At 65.3% G+C, this 22,936-nt stretch carries 24 protein-coding genes; 9 read left to right on the top strand and 15 right to left on the bottom strand.

The features are described 5' to 3' along the window. Window positions 1-13: 13 nt before the first annotated feature. Entirely contained in the window at window positions 14-934 is a 921-nt protein-coding gene (locus MSTE_RS18870; RefSeq protein ID WP_096503544.1) for a sigma-70 family RNA polymerase sigma factor, read from the top strand. Here the strand turns inward: MSTE_RS18870 and MSTE_RS18865 are convergent. The 5 genes from MSTE_RS18865 to sdhC all read right to left on the bottom strand — a co-directional run bounded on the left by MSTE_RS18865 (window position 931) and on the right by sdhC (window position 5,026). Then, complete coding sequence (locus MSTE_RS18865; protein ID WP_096503542.1) at window positions 931-1,542, bottom strand: carboxymuconolactone decarboxylase family protein; 612 nt, start codon at window positions 1,540-1,542, stop codon at window positions 931-933. The two genes, MSTE_RS18870 and MSTE_RS18865, sit on opposite strands and share 4 nt — an antisense overlap. 113 nt (window positions 1,543-1,655) lie before the next feature. Beyond that, window positions 1,656-2,438: a succinate dehydrogenase iron-sulfur subunit gene (locus MSTE_RS18860; RefSeq protein WP_070915267.1), complete on the bottom strand. Its 783-nt coding sequence runs from the start codon at window positions 2,436-2,438 to the stop codon at window positions 1,656-1,658. A gap of 1 nt (window position 2,439) precedes the next feature. Beyond that, window positions 2,440-4,194: a succinate dehydrogenase flavoprotein subunit gene (gene sdhA / locus MSTE_RS18855; RefSeq protein ID WP_046254564.1), complete on the bottom strand. Its 1,755-nt coding sequence runs from the start codon at window positions 4,192-4,194 to the stop codon at window positions 2,440-2,442. A gap of 14 nt (window positions 4,195-4,208) precedes the next feature. Further along, a complete protein-coding gene (locus tag MSTE_RS18850; protein WP_046254563.1) occupies window positions 4,209-4,691 on the bottom strand; it encodes a succinate dehydrogenase hydrophobic membrane anchor subunit in 483 nt (160 codons plus the stop codon). Beyond that, a complete protein-coding gene (sdhC, locus tag MSTE_RS18845) occupies window positions 4,688-5,026 on the bottom strand; it encodes a succinate dehydrogenase, cytochrome b556 subunit (RefSeq protein ID WP_030096828.1) in 339 nt (112 codons plus the stop codon). Before sdhC ends, MSTE_RS18850 begins: the two co-directional genes overlap by 4 nt. 343 nt (window positions 5,027-5,369) lie before the next feature. Between sdhC and MSTE_RS18840 the strand changes: the two genes are divergently transcribed. From MSTE_RS18840 to MSTE_RS18830, 3 genes are read left to right on the top strand one after another with little or no spacing between them, the layout of a single operon-like run. Then, window positions 5,370-5,768, top strand: coding sequence for a cytidine deaminase (locus MSTE_RS18840; protein ID WP_096503540.1), 399 nt, complete (start codon window positions 5,370-5,372; stop codon window positions 5,766-5,768). Next, window positions 5,768-7,057 (top strand): thymidine phosphorylase, encoded by a 1,290-nt coding sequence (locus tag MSTE_RS18835; RefSeq protein ID WP_096503538.1) that lies wholly within the window; start codon window positions 5,768-5,770, stop codon window positions 7,055-7,057. Before MSTE_RS18840 ends, MSTE_RS18835 begins: the two co-directional genes overlap by 1 nt. Further along, window positions 7,054-8,142, top strand: coding sequence for an adenosine deaminase (locus MSTE_RS18830; RefSeq protein WP_096503536.1), 1,089 nt, complete (start codon window positions 7,054-7,056; stop codon window positions 8,140-8,142). Before MSTE_RS18835 ends, MSTE_RS18830 begins: the two co-directional genes overlap by 4 nt. A 28-nt stretch (window positions 8,143-8,170) precedes the next feature. Here MSTE_RS18830 and MSTE_RS18825 read toward each other — a convergent pair whose 3' ends face one another. The 3 genes from MSTE_RS18825 to MSTE_RS18815 form a co-directional block, all read right to left on the bottom strand. Continuing rightward, window positions 8,171-9,496: a primosomal protein gene (locus MSTE_RS18825; protein WP_096503534.1), complete on the bottom strand. Its 1,326-nt coding sequence runs from the start codon at window positions 9,494-9,496 to the stop codon at window positions 8,171-8,173. Between the two features lie 95 nt (window positions 9,497-9,591). Next, a complete protein-coding gene (locus tag MSTE_RS18820; RefSeq protein WP_096503532.1) occupies window positions 9,592-10,590 on the bottom strand; it encodes a GAF domain-containing protein in 999 nt (332 codons plus the stop codon). A gap of 52 nt (window positions 10,591-10,642) precedes the next feature. Continuing rightward, window positions 10,643-11,617 (bottom strand): GAF domain-containing protein, encoded by a 975-nt coding sequence (locus tag MSTE_RS18815; RefSeq protein WP_096503530.1) that lies wholly within the window; start codon window positions 11,615-11,617, stop codon window positions 10,643-10,645. 367 nt (window positions 11,618-11,984) lie between these two features. Here MSTE_RS18815 and MSTE_RS18810 point away from each other — a divergent pair, with 367 nt between their 5' ends. Further along, complete coding sequence (locus MSTE_RS18810) at window positions 11,985-12,728, top strand: FkbM family methyltransferase (RefSeq protein ID WP_096503528.1); 744 nt, start codon at window positions 11,985-11,987, stop codon at window positions 12,726-12,728. An 11-nt stretch (window positions 12,729-12,739) separates the two neighbouring features. On the opposite strand, the gene MSTE_RS18805 is transcribed toward MSTE_RS18810, so the two are convergent. From MSTE_RS18805 to MSTE_RS18790, 4 genes are read right to left on the bottom strand one after another with little or no spacing between them, the layout of a single operon-like run. After that, on the bottom strand, window positions 12,740-13,081 hold the full coding sequence (locus tag MSTE_RS18805) for a YbaB/EbfC family nucleoid-associated protein (RefSeq protein ID WP_030096836.1): 342 nt from the start codon (window positions 13,079-13,081) through the stop codon (window positions 12,740-12,742). Further along, the gene (locus MSTE_RS18800) at window positions 13,081-13,434 is read right to left on the bottom strand and encodes a hypothetical protein (protein ID WP_193442040.1); all 354 of its coding nucleotides are present in this window, start codon (window positions 13,432-13,434) and stop codon (window positions 13,081-13,083) included. The genes MSTE_RS18805 and MSTE_RS18800 overlap by 1 nt, the downstream gene beginning before the upstream one ends. Beyond that, window positions 13,409-14,749, bottom strand: a complete 1,341-nt coding sequence (locus tag MSTE_RS18795) for a C40 family peptidase (protein ID WP_096503524.1) — start codon at window positions 14,747-14,749, stop codon at window positions 13,409-13,411. The genes MSTE_RS18800 and MSTE_RS18795 overlap by 26 nt, the downstream gene beginning before the upstream one ends. Before the next feature lie 2 nt (window positions 14,750-14,751). Then, entirely contained in the window at window positions 14,752-15,078 is a 327-nt protein-coding gene (locus tag MSTE_RS18790) for a hypothetical protein (protein ID WP_096503522.1), read from the bottom strand. Between the two features lie 292 nt (window positions 15,079-15,370). Between MSTE_RS18790 and upp the strand changes: the two genes are divergently transcribed. Then, window positions 15,371-16,012 carry a uracil phosphoribosyltransferase gene (upp, locus tag MSTE_RS18785; protein WP_096503520.1) on the top strand — a complete coding sequence of 214 codons (642 nt, stop codon included), beginning with the start codon at window positions 15,371-15,373 and terminating at the stop codon, window positions 16,010-16,012. 11 nt (window positions 16,013-16,023) lie between these two features. Here the strand turns inward: upp and MSTE_RS18780 are convergent, their stop codons facing one another. Further along, a complete protein-coding gene (locus MSTE_RS18780; protein WP_096503518.1) occupies window positions 16,024-17,637 on the bottom strand; it encodes a phospho-sugar mutase in 1,614 nt (537 codons plus the stop codon). Continuing rightward, window positions 17,634-18,506: a purine-nucleoside phosphorylase gene (locus MSTE_RS18775; RefSeq protein ID WP_096503516.1), complete on the bottom strand. Its 873-nt coding sequence runs from the start codon at window positions 18,504-18,506 to the stop codon at window positions 17,634-17,636. Before MSTE_RS18775 ends, MSTE_RS18780 begins: the two co-directional genes overlap by 4 nt. 3 nt (window positions 18,507-18,509) lie before the next feature. Here MSTE_RS18775 and MSTE_RS18770 point away from each other — a divergent pair, with 3 nt between their 5' ends. Continuing rightward, on the top strand, window positions 18,510-19,715 hold the full coding sequence (locus MSTE_RS18770; protein WP_096503514.1) for a M20 family metallopeptidase: 1,206 nt from the start codon (window positions 18,510-18,512) through the stop codon (window positions 19,713-19,715). Further along, entirely contained in the window at window positions 19,712-20,896 is a 1,185-nt protein-coding gene (locus tag MSTE_RS18765; protein ID WP_096503512.1) for a M20 family metallopeptidase, read from the top strand. The genes MSTE_RS18770 and MSTE_RS18765 overlap by 4 nt, the downstream gene beginning before the upstream one ends. Here MSTE_RS18765 and MSTE_RS18760 read toward each other — a convergent pair. After that, window positions 20,893-21,369, bottom strand: coding sequence for a gamma-glutamylcyclotransferase (locus MSTE_RS18760; RefSeq protein ID WP_057964475.1), 477 nt, complete (start codon window positions 21,367-21,369; stop codon window positions 20,893-20,895). The two genes, MSTE_RS18765 and MSTE_RS18760, sit on opposite strands and share 4 nt — an antisense overlap. 104 nt (window positions 21,370-21,473) lie before the next feature. On the opposite strand from MSTE_RS18760, the gene MSTE_RS18755 reads away from it, so the two are divergent. After that, window positions 21,474-22,889: an NAD(P)H-quinone dehydrogenase gene (locus MSTE_RS18755; RefSeq protein WP_096503510.1), complete on the top strand. Its 1,416-nt coding sequence runs from the start codon at window positions 21,474-21,476 to the stop codon at window positions 22,887-22,889. The last annotated feature ends 47 nt before the right edge of the window (window positions 22,890-22,936 follow it).

Raw genomic sequence — 22,936 nt, 5'->3', positions numbered from 1 at the left:
CTAGGCTCAACATGTGGCAGTTCCGGTTCGTGATCGCACCGACGAGTTCGAGGCGCTGCGCCCTCGATTGCAGGCGGTGGCGTACCGCCTCACCGGCAGCGTCGCTGACGCCGAGGATATTGTCCAGGACGCCTGGTTGCGCCTGCACTCCGCGACCGTCGAGATCGAGGACCTAGCGGCCTGGCTGACTACCGTGGTGTCCCGGCTCGGCCTGGATCGGCTGAGGTCGGCGGTCTATCGCAGGGAAACCTATGTGGGGGAGTGGCTTCCGGAGCCGGTGGTCACCGGTCTGGATGGCAATGATCCGCTGGCGGTGCTGGTGGCCAGTGAGGACGCGCGTTTTGCGGCGATGGTGGTGCTGGACCGTCTGGCGCCCGATCAGCGCGTCGCCTTCGTTCTGCACGACGGATTCTCCGTGCCCTTCAAGCAGATTGCCGAGATCCTCGGCATCAATGACACGGCCGCGCGTCAACTTGCCACGCGTGCGCGTCGGACGGTGAGCGCAACGCCGGAGCCGGTGGCCGATGCCGAGCACAATGAGGTGGTCGGCAAGCTGCTCGAGGCTCTCATGTCGGGCAGCGTGGAAGCCGTTGTCCGACTGTTGCATCCGGATGTGACGATGACGGGAGATTCCGATGGCAAGGCACCGACCGCGGTGCGGGTCATCCGCGGCCCCGACAAGGTGGCGCGCTTCCTGCTCGGATTGCTGGATCGTTACGGCCCGGGGATGATCCGGGCCATCAATCCGGCGTTGGTGAATGGACAGTTCGGCATGTACCTGACCGAGACTCCGGCAGACGAGGCCATCGACTCTGCCTATTGGCCGGTGCTGCCCCGGGTCAGCGGATACACCGTGCGGGACGGCAAGGTGCTCGCGGTCTGGGATGTGAGCAATCCGGATAAGTTCAGCGGCACGCCGTTGTGCAGCGGCTAGGCGTCCGGGGAGTCGTGGGGGGTGGCCCACGGAACCCGGCATGCATCACCGGAATTGAAGCCCTGCTCGGTGATTCCGAGGGCGGCGTACGTCCGGGCGCGCATGTTCTCAACGCCGATCTGGTAGGTCAGCTCGATCACCCCGGCATCGCCGAACCGTCGACGTAAATCCTCGACCTGCTCGTCGGTGATGTCATGCGGATTGCCGGTCATCGCATCGGCATAGGCGATCGCGGCGCGCTCGTCATCGGTGTACAACGCGGAGGTCGCATAGTCGTCGATGGCCTTGAGGCGCTCGACGTCCAGGCCGTCGAGCCGCTGCAGCATGGAGCCGAAGTCGACGCACCATGAGCAACCCACCGTGCGGGCGGTCCAGAACACCGCGAGTTCTCGCACGCTGGGAGGTAAGACCTTGGACGCGCTGCCCAGCATCTGCTCGTGCATCGCGGCCGCCACCATCAGCTTGCGGTGGTGGGCGAGCACCGTAAATGGCTCGGGCACTTGGCCGTATCGCCGCTTGGCGACCCGATACATGATGCGGGTGAGCAAGGAGGCATGTTGCGGGGGGACGGGATTGATACGGGTTGTTTTGCGTGATTGTGCAGTCATATCCCTATGACGAGGCAGCCCTCAGATGTGTGACAGCGCGCGCCCCGGCATAGAAAAAACCGCCGGGCGTGAGCATTGGCGCTCACACCCGGCGGTGCAGAAGGGTCGATCGGCTAGCGCGCGAACATCAGTGCGCGCTTGACCTCCTGGATCGCCTTGGTGACCTCGATACCGCGCGGGCAGGCGTCGGTGCAGTTGAACGTGGTGCGGCAGCGCCACACCCCGTCCACGTCGTTGAGGATGTCCAGGCGCTCGGCTGCGGCCTCGTCGCGGCTGTCGAAGATGAACCGGTGCGCGTTCACGATCGCCGCGGGACCGAAGTAGCTTCCATCGCTCCAGAACACCGGGCAGCTGGTGGTGCAGCAGGCGCACAGGATGCACTTGGTGGTGTCGTCGAAGCGCGCGCGGTCGGTCTGGCTCTGGATGTGCTCACGCGTCGGCTGGTTGCCGCTGGTGATCATGTACGGCTTCACGGCGCGGAATGCGTCGAAGAAGGGCTCCATGTTGACCACCAGGTCCTTTTCCACAGGCAGACCGCGGATCGGCTCGATGGTGATGGTGAGCATCTTCTTGGGCTTCTTGGGCAGCAGGTCCCGCATCAGCACCTTGCAGGCCAGCCGGTTGACGCCGTTGATGCGCATGGCATCCGAACCACACACGCCGTGCGCGCAGGAGCGGCGGAAGGTCAGCGTGCCGTCCAGGTAGCCCTTCACGTACAGCAGCAGGTTCAGCAGCCGGTCCGTCGGTAGGCACGGCACGCGGAAGCTCTGCCATCCGGCGGCGTCCGGATCCTCGGGGTTGAAGCGCTGAATCTTGAGCTCCACCATGACCGCGCCCTCGGGGACCGGCGGCAGCGGCGGGTCGCCGGCTTCGGCTTTCTCGATAACCGCAGTCATCTCAGTACTTCCGTTCCATCGGCTCGTACCGGGTCTGGACGACGGGCTTGTAGTCCAGCCGGATATCGGACAGCAGCTCGGCACCCTGCTTGTACGCCATGGTGTGTCGCATGTAGTTGGTGTCGTCCCGGTTCGGGTAGTCCTCGCGGGCGTGTCCGCCGCGGGATTCCTTGCGGTTGAGCGCACCGACCACGGTCACCTCGGCGAGTTCGAGCAGGAAACCCAGCTCGATGGCCTCGAGCAGGTCGCTGTTGTAGCGCTTGCCCTTGTCGTGCACAGTGATTCGGCTGTACCGCTCCTTGAGCCGGTGGATGTCCTGTAGCGCCTGCTTGAGCGTCTCTTCGGTGCGGAACACCGCGGCGTTGTTGTCCATCGACTGCTGTAGCTCGGTGCGGATATCGGCCACCCGCTCGTCGCCGTGCTCGGAAAGCACGTCAGCCACCCACTTGGTGACCATCGTGGCCGGGTTCTCCGGTAGTTCGACGAAGTCGTGAGCGTCGGCGTACTCGGCGGCGGCGATACCCGCCCGGCGGCCGAACACGTTGATGTCCAGCAGCGAGTTGGTGCCCAGCCGGTTGGCGCCGTGCACCGAGACGCAGGCGCACTCGCCTGCGGCGTACAGACCGGGAACCACGTTGTCGTTGTCGCGCAGTACCTGTCCCTTGATGTTGGTCGGGATACCGCCCATCACGTAGTGGCAGGTGGGGTACACCGGAACCAGTTCGGTGACCGGATCGACACCCAGGTAGGTACGGGCGAATTCGGTGATATCCGGCAGCTTGGCTTCCAGCACGTCGGCGCCGAGGTGACGCACGTCGATGTAGACGTAGTCCTTGTTCGGTCCGGCGCCGCGGCCCTCCAGCACCTCGAGAACCATTGAGCGCGCGACGATGTCGCGCGGTGCCAGGTCGACGATGGTGGGGGCGTAGCGCTCCATGAACCGCTCGCCGTCGGCGTTGAGCAGACGACCGCCCTCACCGCGTACGGCTTCGGAGATCAGGATGCCCAGACCGGCTAGGCCCGTCGGGTGGAACTGGTGGAACTCCATGTCCTCCAACGGAAGTCCCTTGCGGAACACGATGCCCAGGCCGTCGCCGGTCAGGGTGTGCGCGTTGGAGGTGGTCTTGTACATGCGGCCCGAACCGCCGGTGGCGAAAACGATTGCCTTGGCGTGGAACACATGGATATCGCCGGTCGCGAGCTCGTAGGCGACCACACCGGTCGCCACCGGGCCGTTGGGCGTCTCGGTGAGTACGACATCCAGTGCGTAGAACTCGTTGAAGAACTCGACGTCGTGCTTGACGCAGTTTTGGTACAGCGTCTGCAGGATCATGTGCCCGGTGCGGTCCGCGGCGTAGCAGGCGCGGCGCACCGGCGCCTTACCGTGGTCGCGAGTGTGACCACCGAAGCGGCGCTGGTCGATTCGACCCTGGGGTGTCCGGTTGAACGGCATACCCATCTTTTCGAGGTCGAGGACGGCGTCGATGGCCTCCTTGCACATGATCTCCACGGCGTCCTGGTCGGCGAGATAGTCGCCGCCCTTGACGGTGTCGAAGGTGTGCCACTCCCAGTTGTCTTCCTCGACGTTGGCCAGCGCGGCGCACATGCCGCCCTGGGCGGCGCCGGTGTGACTGCGTGTCGGGTACAGCTTGGTCAGTACCGCAGTACGAACGCGAGGTCCGGCTTCCACTGCGGCGCGCATACCCGCGCCACCCGCGCCGACGATGACGACGTCGTACCGATGTTCCTGAATCATTGTGGAAATCGCCCCTAACCGATGTTCGGGTTGAAGGTCAGCAGGACGTACGTGCCGAGCACAACCGTAAAGATGATCGACAGTGCCAGCAGGCAATTGAGCCAGAACCGGGTCGAATCCTTGCGGGTGTAGTCGGCGATGATCGTGCGCATGCCATTGCCGCCGTGCAGCTGAGCCAGCCACAGCATCGTCAGGTCCCAGGTCTGCCAGAACGGGCTCGCCCAGCGTTGCGCCACGAAGTTGAAGTCGAGGCGGTACACGCCGTTGTCCCACATCAGCATGATGAACAGGTGGCCCAGTGCCAAGAAGATCAGGACGATGCCCGACAGACGCATGAAGATCCACGCGTACTTCTCGAAGTTGGGCATGCCCGATGCCCGCCGGGGTGCGCGTGGATTGTCCAGTGCGGCAGGGCGGTCGTAGTTGCGCTCCATCACGGGAGCGAGGCGGCCATTGGCGCGCGCGCTCGCGTTCGGACCGGTCTGAGGTGTTGTCATAGGAAACGCTCCGCCATGTGCATGAGAATCCGGGTTACCGCGGGAACCATCACCACAAACCAGACGCCGCCGATGATCCACAGCATGAGCCGCTGATAACGCGGGCCCTTGGACCAGAAATCGACGAGGATTACCCGGACGCCGTTGAGTGCGTGGTACAGCACCGCCGCGACCAGGCCGAGTTCCATCAGCCCGACGATCGGGGTCTTATAGGTCTCGATCACCGAGTTGTACGACTCGGGGCTCACCCTTACGAGTGCGGTATCCAAGACGTGAACAAAGAGGAAGAAGAAAATCGTGGCACCGGTAATGCGATGCAGGACCCAGGACCACATTCCTGGATCACCACGGTATAGCGATCGCTTGAGGCGATTACCTTCACGGCCAGATGTGGCCGTATCGGGCGTCGCAGTCGTCACGTGGGCCTCCAACACCAATGGTGGACTGGGGCCAAACGGCGCGGTAAATGGGGGCGTCCATGACGCGCAACCGATGGCCCAACGGTGGTCGGCGAACCGTCATCCGAACTCTAAACCCATCCCGAGGTGCCGCCGAAATCGCATGAGCACGGAAAAGCGCCGAAATGCACCGTACTCCAAAGTAAGTTAGGTAAACCTTGCACGAGCAAATGATGAGCCGACGCGACTCTCATGGGGTCGACAGGGAGGATTCCCGATCATGTTGATCGATTGGAATGAGTTGCGGGACAAGGCATATGCGATAACCAAGTACGCGTATGCGCCCTATTCGAAGTACCCGGTGGGTGCGGCGGCGCTCGTCGACGATGGTCGGGTCATCGTCGGCTGCAATGTGGAGAATGTCTCATATGGGCTAGGTCTCTGTGCGGAGTGTTCTGTGGTGTGTGCCCTGTTCTCCACCGGTGGAGGGCGGCTGGTGGCGCTGTCCTGTGTCGATTCGCGCGGTGAGGCCCTGATGCCCTGCGGACGGTGCCGTCAGCTACTTTTCGAACACGGCGGCCCTGACCTGCTGATCGATCACTCGGATGCGCCACGACGACTTGCGGAGCTGCTCCCGGAGGCTTTCGGCCCCGATGACCTGGAACGAGGCCGGATCTGATGGCAAACATGTACGCATTCGATATGCCGTCGATCATCGCCGCCAAGCGTGACGGTGGGGAACTGAGTCCGGGAGCGATCGACTGGCTGATCGGCGAGTACACCCGTGGCTCCATCGGTGAGGAGCAGGTCGCGGCGCTGCTGATGGCGATCTATCTGCGCGGGATGAACTCTGCCGAGACGACGGCATGGACCGCGGCGATTCTGGCCTCCGGTGAGCGGCTGAATCTGTCCGGTCTGTCTCGCCCGACCGTAGACAAGCACTCCACCGGTGGCGTGGGGGACAAGATCAGCCTGCCGTTGGTCGCGGTCGTGGCCGCCTGCGGGGCGGCGGTGCCTCAGCTGTCCGGACGCGGTCTCGGGCATACCGGCGGCACCCTGGACAAGCTTGAGTCCATCGCGGGCATCCGGGTGGACCTCACCAACGATGAGATACGTCAGCAGCTTTCCGATGTCGGGGCGGTGATCTGTGCGGCCGGGGCCTCGTTGGCTCCCGCCGATCGAAAGCTGTACGCGTTGCGGGATATCACCGGCACAGTGGAATCGATACCGCTCATCGCCGGGTCGATCATGAGTAAGAAGCTGGCCGAGGGCACCGCCGCGCTGGTCCTCGACGTCAAGGTGGGCGCGGGGGCATTCATGAAGTCCGAGCAGCAAGCGCGCGAATTGGCCTCGGCGATGGTCGATCTGGGCACTGCGCACGGGGTCGCCACCAGCGCACTGCTTACCGCGATGGATACGCCGCTCGGGGCCACCGCGGGAAACGCGGTCGAGGTGCAGGAATCACTTGACGTGCTGGCCGGGGGAGGCCCCGATGACGTTGTCGCACTCACGGTGGCTCTGGCCCGCGAGATGCTTGCCGCTGCCGGTATCGACGGCAAGGACCCGGCCGCGACGTTGACCGACGGCACCGCGATGGATGTGTTCCGGGCGATGATCAGCGCGCAGGGCGGGAATCTCTTGGTGCCGTTGCCGGTCGGCCAGTGCCAGGAGACTGTTCTCGCTCCGTCCAGCGGTGTGGTGCATCACATCGATGCGATGCCGGTCGGGGTCGCCGCGTGGCGGCTCGGGGCCGGGCGCAGCCGCCCGGGCGAGTCGGTGCAACATGGCGCGGGCGTGCGTATTCACCGGCGCCCGGGTGAGCCGGTGGTCGCCGGTGAACCGCTGTTCACGCTGTACACCGATACCCCCGAACGGATGCCCGCAGCGCTGGACGCGTTAGAAGGCGGGTGGGGTGTCGGTGCGGCACCCCCTGCGGCCGCCCTCATCATCGATAGACTTTCGGCGTGACGGCCGAACTTAATTTGGTGTCAATCACCCAGGCTCCCAAGGCGCTTCTTCATGACCATCTTGACGGGGGGCTGCGGCCCGGCACCGTCCTGGATCTTGCCCGGGAATCCGGGTACGAGAGCCTGCCTGCCGAGGACGAGACTGCCCTGGCTTCGTGGTTCCGCACCGCCGCAGACAGTGGCTCCCTGGAGCGGTATCTGGAGACCTTCGCGCACACCGTGGGAGTGATGCAGACGGCGGCGGCGCTGCACCGCGTGGCTGCCGAATGCGTCGAGGACCTTGCCGCCGATGGCGTGGTGTACGCCGAGGTGCGCTTTGCCCCGGAGCTGCACATCGATGCCGGCCTGACCCTCGACGACGTCATGGACGCCGTGTTGGCCGGTTTCGCCGACGGGGAACGGCAGGCGAGTGCGGCCGGCAAGCGCATCAAGGTGCGCACCCTGGTCACCGCGATGCGGCATGCCGCACGGTCGCGGGAGATCGCCGAGTTGGCCGTGAAGTTCCGCGATCGGGGTGCGGTCGGGTTCGACATCGCCGGAGCCGAGGCGGGTTATCCGCCGAGCCGCCACCTCGACGCCTTCGAGTACATGCGTAATGCCAACGCCCGGTTCACCATCCACGCCGGTGAGGGATTTGGATTGCCCTCGATCCATGAGGCGATCGCCTTCTGCGGTGCCGACCGGCTGGGCCACGGCGTGCGGATCGTCGACGATATCGACATCGATCCGGACGGCACGGCGCATCTGGGTCGGCTGTCATCGCTCCTGCGTGACACCCGCGTGCCGTTGGAGCTGTGCCCGAGCTCGAATGTGCAGACGGGAGCGGTCGCCAGCATTGCCGATCATCCCTTCGATCTGCTGGCACGGTTGCGATTCCGGGTGACCGTGAACACCGACAACCGGCTGATGAGCGATACCTCGATGAGCCGCGAGATGCTGCGACTTGTCGAGACGTTCGGGTATGGCTGGAGCGATCTTCAGCGATTCACCATCAACGCGATGAAATCAGCCTTTATCCCGTTCGATGAACGGCTGGCGATCATCGATGACGTGATCAAACCCGGATATGCGGTCCTGATCGGTTAACCGTCACGGTAGACGGGCCGGCCGCGCACTACTCGCGGCGCAGCCGTGCTTCCAAGGCCCGCTCCAGCGTCCGCCAACTCTCGGCCGCATCGGCGAAGGGGCCCTTTGGCTCGTCGTGCTTATCCGGTTCGAGCAGATGCCCGACCAACTTGCCCAGTGCGGTGTCGCCATCCAGTTCGGCGTCCACGCTGTCGTCCTCGGAGTACTCGGCGACATCGGTCAGCAGCTCCACCGCCAGCTCGAGCTGATCCCGGTCCACCTCGTCGATGCCGTCTTCCAGGTCGTCGGCGAGGCCGGTGAACACGTAGATGTTGTCATCGGTGATGTCGATCCGCAGCGAGCCGTCGGTGGCGGCGGTGCGGATGTCGTCATAGGTGCTCAGGTCGGACAGGTCGTGATCGTGCTCGTCGGCCAGATAACGGGCCAGCGCCCGCTCAGACCCGAACACACTGATTCTTCCGTTGCGTCCCAGGAAGATCGGCTCATCGTTGAGGTAGCAGCGCAGCGTGTAGAACGTTCCCGAGTTGGTGATCATCTGGATCGGGTCGATGCCGACTTCTAGCCAGAAGTCCTCATCGCCGCCCAGAACCGGGGCGTCTTCGTCGTCAGCGTCGTCGTCCTCGGTGTCTTCTTCGTCTTCGTCGTCAGCGTCGTCTTCGTCGTCCGAGCTCTCGGTGCTTGAGTCGGATTCCTCGTCGAGCAGTTCCAGCTCGTCGTCATCCTCGAGGTCATCGTCATTGTCGACCGCATTTTCCGCGGCTGCAAGCAGCTCGGCATCCGCGGCGGCAGAGAGCTCTTCATCGACATCCGGCGTGGCGGCGATCTCGTCGATGGCGTCGACCACCGAGTCCCACGACTTGCCGACAATGGCACCGATCTGGTTCCACCGCTTCAATCCGTCTTTACCGGTGAAGCTTTCGGCCCCGCTCGACAGCGTGCCCAGCACCGGGTTGCCGTTGATGAGCTTGTTGATGGGCGCCAACTCGCAGACCGCGCCGATGGAGGCCACGATCGCCAGCGTGGCGCGCAGCGTATCGACGGCGTCCTCGCTCGGCTTGTCGGCAACCAGCTCCGGCACCCCGATCAGGTCGAAGCGATTGTCGTCGTCGGGCTCGAGCTCGTCGGCCGACAGCGCACCCAGCGTTGACCAGGCCGGGTGATCTACCAGATCGTTGTCGTTGTCGGTCCGCACGAAGGCCACCAGATCGGCAACCGACTCGAACACGTACAGATCGTCGTCCTTGCCGAGAAACGCCTCCCACTCGTCCCCGGCGTCGCGCCACCGCGGGGCCCACAGGGTGACCACGTCACCCTCTGTGAGCCCGAGTTCGATGGGAACGATGTCAGCAGCCATGCGGCAAGCCTAGCCAGAACAGCTGAGTTGAGCGAAAGACCCACCGCCAGAACCGGCGCACGCGCGCCGAACAGAGCCGCTCGGGCCCCGGTGGTCTACGACTGAGCGTTCGGCCGCGGGGCCGCCGTCAGGGTGACAAGGGCCGCAAAAGCATTGTCACGCAACGCGAATCTGGTGGCCGAGGCGTGCAGTTGCAGCCATCCGCCGGACACGGCGCGCACCCGGAGCACCCCGGCGGTTGAGCCTGTCCGCAGTTCTTCCCGCATTTTTCTCGCCACCGCGGTGTCCTCGGGATGGATGCTCTCGGGCCGATCGGGGTCGTAGCGCCACGCCAGGTCGGGGTATGGCGTGTCGATCCATTTGAGGACGGCGAAGGTGTCGACGTTGATCAGCACCCGATGCGCTCCGGGGGTCGCGACCGCATCCAGGATCTGCTGTGCCAATCCCACCCGAGGTTCGGCGGGACTGTTCTCCACCCGTGTGCACACGATCCTGTTGATGCGCGCCACGGTTCCTGTCTCGTCGGTTTCCTTGGACGCTCGCCCGGCGTAGTGGACTTGAAGGGTGTTTCCCTGATGGTCGGCGGCCAGGCATGTCCCGCAGAAGGTCGATTCGAGTTCCGGGTTCACGGCGTTGGCCATCAACTCGATGTTGTGCGGACTCGGCAGGACGGGGGCAAGGCCTTCGGCGATGGCTTGTTTCTCGGATCTGTTGCTCGGATCGAAGCCCATCACGTCGAAGTAGCCTTCGGTGAGCGTTGTGACCGATGTGTCCAGATCGCCCAGGCACGCTCCCGCAACGGGCCGCGGCGGCGGCGCGAGGTCTGCCGGTCCAAACCACACCTGGACGCCGTGAACATGCGCCTGTCCCATGGCTATCGGGTGTACTCGCACGATGCGATCCCGTGCCGGAGTGAGGGCCTCTGCGGGATCACCCGTGCGACGGCATTCGGCGATCGCCGCCTCGATCAAGGGGCGGTGCCGGTTGCGGCCCAGCACCGATTCGAGCGGCGCCATGGTGCGGGCCTGCAATCCGATAGCTATGACCGTGGGTACCTCGCTCAGGGTCTCTAGCAGCATCCAATCGCCGGCCATGCCGGGATGTTAGCAATTCTCGAGCGAGGATCCGGTGCGTGCGTCCGGCCCGCTACCGGCGCCGATGGGTGATGAGTGCGACGGTCGCACTCTCGTTGAGCCGTACTAGTTGGGTAGAGCAGTGCAGCGGTTCCCAGCTGTCGTCGTGGCAGCGGAACCGGATAACCGCCTCGGTCACACCAAAGACGGCGTTATCGATCATGAAGTTCAGATTCGCCTGGTCGTCCGGGTGAATCTTGGGGCGACCCAGCGGATCGAACTCCCAATGCCATTCCGGGGCAGGAGGATCGATCCACTTGATCAATTTCCGTGAAGCAATCATGACCAACGCGCGATACATGCCGGGCTCAGCGGTGGCCTCGAGGATCTGTTGCTCCAGCAGCGGGACCGGCGGGGCCGGCCGACCGACTCGCAGGTTGATCGCGCGTCCCAGACGCTCGGGGACACCCTGGTGGTTGGGTTCCAGAACCAATCGGCTGGCGAAGTGGCACAGCGTGGGATTGCCGTCGCTGTCCACACCGGGCCAGGTGGCGCTATAGGTCATGCCTTCGGTCGCGGTCACGATGAGCCCCAGGACATCCGTTTCGCCCGGATTGGGCGCCAGGTAGCGATAGAGCTCGGGCATGCTGATGTGGGCATGCGGCTCGGCGGGAGCCATTCCCATGGCCAGGGCGGCACCGTCGCTGATGTGCAGGGCGCCGGTATCGGCGTTGAGGACCACCGCACCGCCCTCGCGCGGGGGATCGGAGGAGGGGGGTGCTGCTCCCGTCCACAGCCAGACCCCGTGCACGCGGCCGTCGGGCATGGCGATCGGTCGGATGTCGATCACCGATTCCGAGTCGGGTGGGCCGATGCGCGCGGCCTTGTTTGCCTTTGTCACCGCGGTGATGACTCGGCGAATCAGGCCGAGATTTCGATTGCGGCGCAGGAACGCGCCGAGCGGAATCATGTTCCGCGGCTGACTGCCGGAGGCGATGACCGTGGGCTCGTCGCCGAGTGTCTCCAGCAGAAGCCACTCACGCGCCACCTTCGGATGTTATCAGCGGAGCACGTGTCGGCAATCGATCAGCGCTCGGTGTAGAGCAGAGCCGCGAGTATTCCGAAAAGGTTGCGCTGGGCAGGTCAGACGCGATATTTTCTGCTGGCTCCCGCGATCGGCGGGCTAAGTGCGGACCCTGTCTCTTCGGGCCGTGCCCGCAGCGTGGATGTGCTCTGTGTGACGGCCATTCGGCCGGTCACGCACGTGCATTTTTGGTCGCCGCGAGCACCTACCGGTGCACATATGAGGGGTCGGTAGGTGTGACGGTGATCCCCTGCGCCTCATCAGGTCGGGTGAGGTGTGATTCCTTGGCGCAGATCCGCCTTCGTCTTTCCGCTAATGTGCCCACGTGAGCATGCCGGCGCTGAGGATGGCGCAAACCTATCTACCGTTTCTGCGGCCGCTCAAGTTCGGCGCGTACAACATGGGCACTCGACTGTTCGGATGGCGCATCGACCCCGAATTCCACCTTCTGAGTCGCTTGGGACCCATCTCGGAGGCGGTGGACATCGGCGGCAACTGGGGGCAGAGCATCTGTGCGCTGCAGCGCACGGCGTCGCCGGAGCGAATCGTTAGTTTCGAGCCCAATGCCGTTCTGGCTCAGCGACTTAGACGCCGATATGAAAGCAAGACCGTACACGTGCATGCCTGCGGACTCTCCGACGCGGACGGTACCTTCGATCTGTTCATTCCCCGATACCGGAACTTCGTCTACGACGGTCTGGCCTCCCTGGATGAAAACGAGGCGCGCGGCTGGCTCAATCCCGACACCCTGGCAGGGTTCGACGCATCCAAACTGACGATCGAGCGCCATCCCGTGCAGGTTCGGCGGCTGGACGACTTCGGCCTGGATCCTCAGGTGATCAAGATCGATGTACAGGGTCTGGAGGCCGCGGTCATTCGTGGTGGGTTGGCCACGATCGCTGCCTCGCGTCCGGTGATGATCATCGAGACACCCTCGGACGACGTGGTGTCCCTGCTGCAGCCGGCCGGGCTGACACCGTACGCCTATCGCGACGGACGGCTCAGTCAAGACTGGCGGGACGCCAAAAACACGGTCTTTCTGACCGATTCACACCGAGACCGCGCGGGTTTGTAGCTCGAAAACCGTTACGGCTGCGGATTCTTGAGATCCGCCAAGAGTTGCGCTAGCACGCGTTCACGGTGATCGAAGGCCTGGCCCGCGGCGGCTGCCGCGGTGGCTACCACGATCTGCCCGACGATCTTGGGCGAGAGCTTGGTGACCGAATCGTCGAGTCGCAGGTTGGTCAGCGCACCATTGCCATTGGCTTCCGCTTCGACATGCCCCTGCGCCGAACGAGCCCATCCGCGAAGGCCTTTGAGCTCCTCGACGGCGCTGTTCAGTATGTGGCCCCCGGCACGGGCCCGCGTCATGGTCTCCTGATACTGCTGTTCGAGTGCCCGGAAGAAGGTGAGGTCTGGCTCGGTCATCAGGATCTCCTTTCCAGCTGCTCTTCGGATTGGCGCAATTCCAGGTCGGCGACTTGAGCGGGCGTCGCCAGACCGATCTTGTCGAGGAGGTATTCGGGGATGCCGCTTTCGGCAAGCTCCTCGCGCCGTGCCGCACCGCAGCGCGCGGCACCGAGTTCGCACAGGTTTTTGATCTCCTGTGCTAGTGCCGACGCGCCACGACTGAGCATGTCGGGTTCGATCTGAACCTCAAGCGGCAGCCCGAATTCTGAGACCTTGACCCGCAGCGTGCGAGCACGGTTTGTCATGTCGATGCTCGCACGCGGCTCGGGTCGCGGCACTCCTGAACTAGGAAGTGGGTCGGTAGAATCCATGGAATCCCTGCCCGGCGTTGGTGGTGCGGATCGGGGAGATCTGCACCGGATCACCGGCCTCGACCATCATGCCGTTGCCGATCACCATGGCGACGTGGCCATCCCACACCGCCAGGTCACCTGGCATGACAGATCCTTGGTCGACCCGGACACCGACACCCTGCTCCTGCGCGAGGCGGGGGATGTCCACGCCAGACTCTCCGTAGGCCCACTGGGTCAGGCCACTGCAGTCCAGACCGACACCGGGCTTGGTGCCACCCCACTCGTAGGGCACACCGACCTGGCTGAGCGCCTTGCGCACGGCTTCCGCCGCCGCGGCGTTCGGGGCCTGGCTGGTGCTGCCATCGGGCAGGAACAACTGCGCGCCCTTACCCATGCTGCGCGGGTCAAGCAGCATCTTGGCCGCATTGGCGTTGGAACTGCCCAATCCGCTGCTGGTTCCACCAGCGGTGGACGAGGCGTGGCCGGCACCGGCACCGAACGGGTTGGCCAGTGCACCGGCAGCGATACCGCTCATGCCCGAGCCACCCGCCAGCGCGCTACTGGCGCCACCACCGCTGAGCATGCCGCTGAGAGCCTGCGGGATCTGGCCAAGGCCCTGACCCATGGAGCTCATGGTCTGGGTGACGCCGCTCGCGACGCCGGACATCGCCTGCGTCCCGGCCTGGAGGCCGCCCTGCATGGCCGACATGGCGGGCTGGACGCTCCCGGATGCGGGTGTGGCGGGGTTGCCCATGTCGGCACCCGCCATACCGGTGAGTTCACCGGCCTGTCCGGCCAGCTCGCCCTCGAGCTGTGCGGTGTGCTCGGCGACTCGCGCTGTGCATCGGCTGGCGGCTTCTGCCAACTCCGCGGCAACCCCCGGAACCCAGAGCAATGGTGTCAACGCCTCGGATGTGTGTTGGAACTCCTGGAGGGCTTCACCGATCAGGGCGCTGGCCCGGCCGGTGGATTCGGATGCCTGTCCGACATTGGCGCCCATGGCGCCGCTGCGGGTGGCCATGCTGCTCAACGCCTGACCGGCCATGCCGGCGAACTGCCCCAGAGCCTGGGCCGCCGCACCGGCGAAGGTGCCGATGAGCTGGCTTCCCGCCTGCATGCCCTGTTGCATGACCTGCTGCATGACCTGCATGCCGCCCTCCAGCATCTTGCTGGGGTCCTGGCCCTCCTTGAACTGGCCGTTACCGACGGTGCCCGCCATGTCCATGGCCGGCCCGATCAGCCCCGCGGAGAAGGGGTTGTTCTCGAAGCTCGGGTAGTTCGTGTTGACGGCCTCGGACAAACGGCTGGGCGAGATTGGACTTGTCTCAACCATGGTTACGCCTCGATTCCTTCGACGGTGGCGCTGATGTTCTGGCCGATGTTGTCGTCATCGTCGTCGTAGCCCTTGCTCGCCACATTGGTGGTGACACCGGACTCGGTGACGCCCATGGCGAGCTGACCGACGTCCAGCCCTTGCTTGGCGGAGGTTGCGGCGAATGCGCCCAGGTAGTGCGCGCCAATCGGACCGAAGATCGGCGCCAGTGCGGCGACCGGGAAAATGCTGACTGCGGTGCCTACCGCCGCGAGCGTTCCGCCCATCCCCAGCTGAGCTCCGCCAACGCCACGCAGAATGTCTGTGTCGGCTGCTAATCCGTCTGCCATGTCCCCTCCATCTCTCCGGTGGTTCGGCTACCGCCTATTTTCGGGCAGTTTTCGCCTTGTACTTGGATACGACGGGGGTGGTCGCGATTCGGTTCCATCTTTCTCAAACTTTTTGAAAGATTTTTTGGCAACGTGGCCACCCCGTTGTATTACCTGCTCAGCATAGCTGCCTTGGCTTTGCCAGGAACGATAAAGAGGCGCAGAGCCGCACTGTGCCGAAAGTGACGCCCGTCACATACCTCTCTCGTCTGGGATCGGCGGGATCGAAGCTTGCTGCTCTAGGGTCTGGGGCATGCATGTGCACGTAGTCGAGCACCCGCTTGCCGCGGCCCGGTTGACCACCCTTCGCGACGCCGGCACGGACAACGCGGCCTTCCGCGCTGCGCTGCGGGATCTGACCCTGATGCTGGTCTATGAGGCGACCCGCTCGGCGCCGGTGGAGTCCTCCGCGGTGCGCACACCGGTGGCGGTGACGACGGGGTTCCGTTTGGCCAATCCGCCGTTGCTGGTCCCGGTTCTGCGGGCGGGGTTGGGGATGGTGGATCAGGCACATGCCCTCATCCCCGAGGCGCGGGTCGGGTTCGTCGGCATGGCGCGCGACGAGCAGACCTGGCAACCCACCCCCTATCTGGAATCTCTTCCGGCCGACTTGTCGACACAACCGGTGTTCGTCCTGGATCCGATGCTGGCCACCGGCGGCTCGATGGTCCATACGCTCGATCTGTTGCACTCCCGCGGTGCCAACGACATCACGATGTTGTGTGTGGTTGCGGCGCCGCAGGGGGTGGAGGCGGTCCGGGAGGGTGTCGCACGCTACGGCGCGTCGACATCCGCGCGATTGTTCACGGCCACTATCGACGAGGGTCTTAACGACGCCGCGTACATCGTGCCGGGCCTGGGCGATGCGGGCGATCGTCAGTTCGGTCCCAGATAAGTCGGGCCGAGCTAGATGTTGCGGGCGTACGCCTCCAGCTCGGAGACCACCACGCCCGCCCAGATCCGCGCGACGGTCGCATCGGTGATCACGGGCTCGCGGACCTCGATGTAGCACTTGACCTTTGGTTCGGTTCCCGAGGGGCGGATCACCAGTCGGATGGACGACCCCCCGATCTCGCCGGAAAGTACCACCGCGTCGGTGCGCTGTTGACCCCGTCGTTCCAGTAGGTCCTCGACGGTGATCGGGAACCCGGACAGCGCGGTGGGCAGGTTCCCCCGCAGGCGCGTCATCATCGCTGTGATGTCGGCGAGGGAGTCCATGCGCAGCGAGACCTGCGAGGTGACATGGATACCGTGCCTGATCGCCAGGTTCTCGAGCTTTTCCTCCACACTCGATCCGAGCTCACGCAGATGTGTCACGAGGTCGCATGCGAGCACCGCCGCGGAGATACCGTCCTTGTCCCGCACGGCCGCCGGGTCCACGCAATGCCCGATGGCTTCCTCATACGCATAGACCAGGTCGAAATCTGCCGCCCGGACAAGCCATTTGAAACCGGTGAGGGTTTCCACGTGCCGCGCGCCGAGCGATGCCGCGATGCGCGCGAGCATGCGAGAAGAGACCACCGTGCTGGCCACCACCGGAGGAGTGGGCGATGGTGGCTGCGTCGAAAGGATGTAATCACCGAGCAGCCAACCGGTTTCATCGCCGGACAGCATGCGCCAACCGGTCGTGGTGGGGATCCCGATGGCGCACCGGTCGGCGTCCGGGTCCAGCGCGATGGCCAGATCCGCATCGATCTCGGCGGCCCGGGCCAGCACCGCGTCAGCGGCCCCCGGCTCTTCGGGATTCGGAAAGGCCACCGTCGGAAAGTCCGGATCCGGCTGGAACTGCTCGTCCACCACGTGAATATCGGTGATGCCCGCGGCATTCAGCACGGCCACGGCGGTGGCACCGCCGACTCCATGCAACGCGGTGAGGGCGATGCGGACACCGCCGGAGCCCCGGCGCACCGTGGCAGCACGTTGGACGTAGGCATCCACCAAGGTGTCATCGGCGGGGGTGACGGGGGTGCGGGGAATCTGATCAGCGAAAGGGGCTGCCTTTGTTGTTGATTCGATATCGCGATCGGTCGGGGAGATGATTTGCGCTCCCCCCGACCAGTACACCTTGTAGCCGTTGTCGGCGGGAGGGTTGTGGGATGCGGTGATCTGGATGCCTGCTGCCGCGTCCAGATGCCGTACCGCGAACGCCAGCACCGGAGTGGGCAGCGGGCGGGGGAGCAGTACGACCTTGAACCCTTCGGCAGCAAGGACTTCCGCCGCGCCCAGCGCGAATCGCTCGGATCCGTGTCGCGCGTCGCGACCCACGACGACGGTCGAGCCGCCGAGGCACCGATCCTTGAGAACCTTGGCCAGTGCGTAGGTGGTGCGCAACACCACCGCCAGGTTCATGCCGTTCGGGCCGCCCCGGACAGCGCCGCGCAGGCCTGCCGTGCCGAACTCCAATGGCTCCGAGAATCGTTGCGCGAGCTCCTCCTCGGAGCAGGCACGCAGCTCGGCTGCCGTCTCGGGGTCGGGGTCATGGTCGATCCAGTCCTGGATCGTCTGCGCCGCTCCGGTCATAACCGGCCAATCACCGAGCTGAGAAGTTGGCCCATCCGAGTGGCCGACGCGCGCCCGGCGGCCAGTACCTCGTCATGGTTGAGAGACTCTCCCGTCATGCCGGCCGCGAGGTTGGTCACCAGGGACACCCCCAGCACCTCGGCACCGGCCGCGCGGGCGGCGATGGTCTCGTGCACCGTCGACATGCCCACCAGGTCCGCCCCCAACGTGCGCAGCATGCGGATCTCCGCGGGGGTCTCATAGTGCGGGCCGGGAAGGCCCGCATACACCCCCTCGACGAGGCTCCCATCGATTTCCCGGGCCAGTGCCCGTAATCGTGGTGCGTACGCATCGACAAGGTCGACGAACTGCGCACCCACCAACGGTGAGCGGGCCGTGAGGTTGAGATGGTCGCTGATCAGCACCGGCTGACCCACCGTGTACTCGTCGCGCAATCCTCCGGCGGCGTTCGTGAGCACGATGGCGCGCGCACCGGCGGCACAGGCGGTGCGCACCGGGTGGACAACGTGGCGCAGGTCGTGACCCTCGTACGCGTGAATCCGACCCAGCAGGACCAGCATCCGCGCGCCGCTGTCGCCAATAGGCACCGACAACACTGAACCGCCGTGTCCGGCTGCGCTCGGTGGGCTGAATCCGGGTAGGTCTGCCATCGGGATGGTGGTGGCAGGGGCACCGAGCGCCGCGGCCGCCGGAGCCCAGCCGGACCCGAGAACCACCGCGACGGGGTGGGACGCGACGCCGGTGCGCGCGGCGATCTCCGCAGCGGCGCGCGCCGCCGCATCGGCCGGAGCCTCGTCGGTGCTGTTGCCTCTTCGCCCAAGTGGCTCATCGGTCACAGCTACGCAGCCTAACCATGATGGGATACTCATCTAATGCCCTTGAGCACCGGAGCGTCGTCCGCCGCGCATGCCCAGGCCGCTTGCACGGTCGTGGACGCCGCGGCAACGGATCTGGTGGCGTTATCGCACGATATTCACGGCGAACCCGAGCTGGCCTTCCACGAGGTTCGCAGCGCGCTGAAAACCCAGCGGCTGCTCGCCGAACGCGGATTCGAGATCGTGACCGGTCAGGGCGGTTTGGACACCGCATTCCGTGCCACCTTCGGGGATGGTCCGCTGGTCGTCGGTGTTTGCGCCGAGTACGACGCGCTGCCCGGTATCGGTCATGCGTGCGGGCACAACATCATCGCGGCCTCCGCGGTGGGCACCGGACTGGGGCTCGCCGAGGTCGCCGACGCACTCGGACTCACCGTGGTGGTTATCGGCACTCCGGCAGAGGAATACGGGGGTGGCAAGGCACTTCTACTCGAGGCGGGTGCTTTCGACGACATCGCGACCGCGGTGATGCTGCACCCCGGACCGATCGATATCGCGGGGGCGCGGTCACTCGCGCTGACCGACGTGATGGTCACCTATCACGGCAAGGAGTCACACGCAGCGGTCGCTCCGCACCTGGGAATCAACGCCGCCGATGCGGTGACGGTCGCTCAGGTCTCGATCGGTCTGCTGCGTCAGCATCTGTCACCCGGACAGCTGATCCATGGCATCGTCACCGAGGGGGGAGAGGCGGCCAACATCATTCCGGCTCGTGCGGCGATGCAGTACACCATGCGCGCCGTCGAATCGTCCTCCCTGCGCGAACTGGAGGAGAAGGTGTACGCGTGCTTCGCTGCCGGTGCGGTGGCCACCGGATGCAGCCATGAACTGGTCGAGTCGTCGCCCCCGTACCTGGAGCTGACGCCGGACCCGTGGCTGGTGGGAGTGGTCCGCGAGGAGATGGAGTCCTTCGGCCGTACGCCGGTGCCCGCCGAGTTCGAGGCCGCGGTGCCCCTGGGCAGCACCGATATGGGCAACGTGACGCAAGTGCTGCCCGGTATCCACCCGGTCATCGGCATCGACTCGGGCGGAGCGGTCATTCATCAGCCCGATTTCGAAAAGGCGGCCAGGGAGCCTGGCGCTGACCGGGCTGTGGTTGAAGGAGCGAAGATGTTGGCGCGCACCGTGATACGGCTTGCCGAGAATGAGACAGAGCGTTCCAGGGTGCTGGATCGGCTGGCGCGCAGGACGGTGACGGTGTGAGCGAATCTCTTTCCGCCGTCGCGGAGCAATGGCTCGCGGAGAATTCCGAGACGCTGATCGGGTGGCGCCGCCACATCCACGCGCATCCCGAGCTGGCGCGCCAGGAGCACGCCACCACCGAATACGTGGCAGCGCGGCTGGCCGAGGTCGGACTCAACCCGAAGGTGCTGCCCGGCGGCACCGGAATCACCTGCGACTTCGGGCCCGAGGACGGCCCGCGGGTGGCATTGCGCGCGGATATGGATGCCCTCCCGATGCAGGAACGCACCGGCGCGCCCTACTCCTCGACGGTGCCCAATGTCGCGCATGCCTGCGGGCATGACGCACATACCGCCATCCTGCTGGGTGCGGCCATGGCCCTGAATTCGGCTCCGTCCCTGCCCTCGGGCGTGCGCCTCATCTTCCAGCCGGCCGAAGAGGTCATGCCGGGCGGCGCCATCGACGTGGTGGCAACCGGGGCGATGGCCGGTGTGACGAGAATTTTTGCGCTGCACTGTGATCCGCGCCTGGAGGTGGGCAAGGTGGCAATCCGCGCGGGGGCCATCACCTCAGCCGCGGACACCGTCGAAGTCACGCTGCATTCCCCCGGAGGTCATACCTCGCGGCCACACCTGACGGCTGACCTGGTGTACGGGCTCGGCACCGTCATCACCGGATTGCCGGGGATGTTGAGTCGCCGGATCGACCCGCGCGCCGGCACCGTCATGGTGTGGGGTGCCGTGAACGCGGGGCAGGCGGCCAACGCCATTCCACAGATCGGCTCGCTGGCGGGCACGGTGCGCACCGGCAGCCGCGATGTGTGGATCACGCTGGAGGACACCGTCCGGGATGTGATCGAGGGGTTGCTGGCTCCGCTGCGCATCGACTACACCCTCAACTATCGGCGTGGTGTTCCCCCCGTCATCAATGAGTCCGACTCGACGCATATTTTCGTGCGGGCCATCGAGGACATCGGGCTGGACGCACTCGCGGAGACCACGCAGTCCGGTGGTGGCGAGGACTTCTCCTGGTACTTGGAGGAGGTGCCGGGTGCGATGGCGCGGCTGGGGGTGTGGTCAGGATCGGGGCCGCAGCTCGATATCCACCAACCCAACTTCGATATCGATGAACGGGCTCTTGGCGTCGGCGTGCGGACGCTGGTGAACCTCGTCGAACAAAGCGCCGCGCAGGGTTCTGTCTAGCTGGTTCCCGGGCCGATATTGCGTGAGGCGCGGGTGCGTAAACCGTGCACGTAATCTTCTGGCGCGCCTGCGATTTCCGCGGCGTCGGCCATCACGCCCAGGTATCGGGCGGACGGGAGTCCCCCCTCGTAGGCATTGACGACGTAGAGCCAGGCCAATACCGGGTCGATGGTCGTGTCGGAGGACTCGCGGTCGATCCGACAGCGAATCTTGGTATGGATGCCGAGTTCGGAACCCTCCCAGCGATCAAGGTTCTTCTCGTCGGCACCGGTCATGTCGTAAAGCACGACGAAGACCTTCGAGTGAGGGTCTTGGACGACGGTAGCCAGCGCGCCCTCCCAGCCGATGTCCTCGCCGCCGAAGGTCAGCCGCCAACCGTGCAGCCAGCCGGTGCCCGCCATGGGGGAGTGCGGCGCCCGCTGCAACATCTGCTCGGGATGCATGTTGGAGCCATAGGCGGCGTAGAGCGGCACGGGGGCAAGCCTAGTGGTCCTGTGTTGTAGATGACGGCAGGGATGGTGGCAAGTTCCCCCATCGTGGCAAGCCGGGTCGGTTCGGTCCTTGTAGGTTTGATGCCGTGGCGACGCGCATCGTGATCATTGGTGGAGGACCAGCGGGATACGAGGCGGCACTCGTGGCCGCGGCCCATGAGCGAAGCACCACCGAGGTGACGGTGATCGACTCGGACGGGATCGGTGGCGCCTGCGTGCTCTTCGATTGTGTGCCGTCCAAGACGTTCATCGCGTCCACCGGTGTGCGCACCGACCTGCGGCGCGCGCCCAACCTGGGGTTTGACATCGACGTGGAGCACGCCAAGATCTCGCTCCCGCAGATCCACAGCCGTGTGAAGCGCCTTGCGGCCGAGCAATCGGCCGATATCGCCGCGCGGCTGCGCAACGCCGGTGTGCGGCTGATCTCCGGACGCGCCGAGCTGGTCGATCACGTGGTCGGAATGGCATATCACCGGGTCAAGGCCACCGCCGCGGACGGAAGCAGCACCATTCTGGAAGCCGACGTGGTGCTCATCGCCACCGGCGCCAGCCCGCGGGTGCTGTCCCATGCGCGTCCCGACGGGGAACGGATCCTCACCTGGCGTCAGCTCTACGACCTTGAGGAATTGCCCGAACACCTCATCGTGGTCGGATCGGGTGTCACGGGTGCCGAGTTCGTCCACGCCTACACCGAGCTGGGAGTTCAGGTGACAGTCGTGGCCAGTCGGGACCGCGTGCTGCCGCACGAGGACGAGGAAGCCGCCCTGGTCCTGGAGGACACGCTGGCCGAACGTGGTGTGACGCTCATCAAAAATGCCCGGGCCGATGCGGTGACCCGGACCGAGACGGGAGTCCGCGTGGCGATGGCCGACGGCCGGGCGGTCGACGGCAGCCATGTGCTCATGACCGTGGGGTCGATTCCCAACACCGCGGGTCTGGGACTCGAGCGCGTCGGGATCAGCCTCGGCTCCGGTGGCTATCTGACCGTGGACCGGGTGTCGCGCACCTCAGTGGCCGGTATTTATGCCGCGGGCGACTGCACGGGTCTGCTACCGCTGGCCTCGGTGGCCGCCATGCAGGGCCGCATCGCCATGTATCACGCGCTTGGCGACGCGGTACAGCCCATCCGGTTGAAAACCGTTGCCGCTGCCGTGTTTACCCGCCCGGAGATCGCTGCGGTGGGGGTGTCCCAGGCGGCCATCGACAACGGCGAGGTTCCGGCGCGAACGGTCACGCTGCCCTTGAACACCAACCCGCGGGCCAAGATGTCGGGCCTCAAGCGCGGTTTCGTGAAGATCTTCTGTCGTCCGGCCACCGGTGTGGTGATCGGCGGTGTCGTGGTGGCCTCGAATGCCTCCGAGCTGATCCTGCCCATCGCGATCGCAGTGCAGAACCTGCTGTCGGTGAACGATCTGGCGCAGACCTTGTCGGTGTATCCGTCACTGTCCGGCTCGGTAACGGAGGCGGCGCGCCAGCTGATCGCCCACGATGACCTGGACTGACCTCGGGCGACATGCGCCACAGCGGTGTACATCACAGACGAGAGCGC

The organism is [Mycobacterium] stephanolepidis (genome assembly GCF_002356335.1).
GTDB lineage: Bacteria > Actinomycetota > Actinomycetes > Mycobacteriales > Mycobacteriaceae > Mycobacterium > Mycobacterium stephanolepidis.
Note: the sequence above shows the minus strand (reverse complement) of the source record. Positions and strands in the feature narration are given on the sequence as shown.

Bases quoted from the DNA above. Each gene is read 5' to 3' on its own strand.
- MSTE_RS18865 (WP_096503542.1), bottom strand. From the start codon at position 1,542: ATGACTGCACAATCACGCAAAACAACCCGTATCAATCCCGTCCCCCCG.
- MSTE_RS18860 (WP_070915267.1), bottom strand. From the start codon at position 2,438: ATGACTGCGGTTATCGAGAAAGCCGAAGCCGGCGACCCGCCGCTGCCG.
- sdhA (WP_046254564.1), bottom strand. From the start codon at position 4,194: ATGATTCAGGAACATCGGTACGACGTCGTCATCGTCGGCGCGGGTGGC.
- MSTE_RS18850 (WP_046254563.1), bottom strand. From the start codon at position 4,691: ATGACAACACCTCAGACCGGTCCGAACGCGAGCGCGCGCGCCAATGGC.
- sdhC (WP_030096828.1), bottom strand. From the start codon at position 5,026: ATGTGGTCCTGGGTCCTGCATCGCATTACCGGTGCCACGATTTTCTTC.
- MSTE_RS18840 (WP_096503540.1), top strand. From the start codon at position 5,370: ATGTTGATCGATTGGAATGAGTTGCGGGACAAGGCATATGCGATAACC.
- MSTE_RS18835 (WP_096503538.1), top strand. From the start codon at position 5,768: ATGGCAAACATGTACGCATTCGATATGCCGTCGATCATCGCCGCCAAG.
- MSTE_RS18825 (WP_096503534.1), bottom strand. From the start codon at position 9,496: ATGGCTGCTGACATCGTTCCCATCGAACTCGGGCTCACAGAGGGTGAC.
- MSTE_RS18820 (WP_096503532.1), bottom strand. From the start codon at position 10,590: ATGGCCGGCGATTGGATGCTGCTAGAGACCCTGAGCGAGGTACCCACG.
- MSTE_RS18810 (WP_096503528.1), top strand. From the start codon at position 11,985: ATGCCGGCGCTGAGGATGGCGCAAACCTATCTACCGTTTCTGCGGCCG.
- MSTE_RS18805 (WP_030096836.1), bottom strand. From the start codon at position 13,081: ATGACCGAGCCAGACCTCACCTTCTTCCGGGCACTCGAACAGCAGTAT.
- MSTE_RS18800 (WP_193442040.1), bottom strand. From the start codon at position 13,434: ATGGATTCTACCGACCCACTTCCTAGTTCAGGAGTGCCGCGACCCGAG.
- MSTE_RS18795 (WP_096503524.1), bottom strand. From the start codon at position 14,749: ATGGTTGAGACAAGTCCAATCTCGCCCAGCCGTTTGTCCGAGGCCGTC.
- MSTE_RS18790 (WP_096503522.1), bottom strand. From the start codon at position 15,078: ATGGCAGACGGATTAGCAGCCGACACAGACATTCTGCGTGGCGTTGGC.
- upp (WP_096503520.1), top strand. From the start codon at position 15,371: ATGCATGTGCACGTAGTCGAGCACCCGCTTGCCGCGGCCCGGTTGACC.
- MSTE_RS18780 (WP_096503518.1), bottom strand. From the start codon at position 17,637: ATGACCGGAGCGGCGCAGACGATCCAGGACTGGATCGACCATGACCCC.
- MSTE_RS18775 (WP_096503516.1), bottom strand. From the start codon at position 18,506: ATGAGTATCCCATCATGGTTAGGCTGCGTAGCTGTGACCGATGAGCCA.
- MSTE_RS18770 (WP_096503514.1), top strand. From the start codon at position 18,510: ATGCCCTTGAGCACCGGAGCGTCGTCCGCCGCGCATGCCCAGGCCGCT.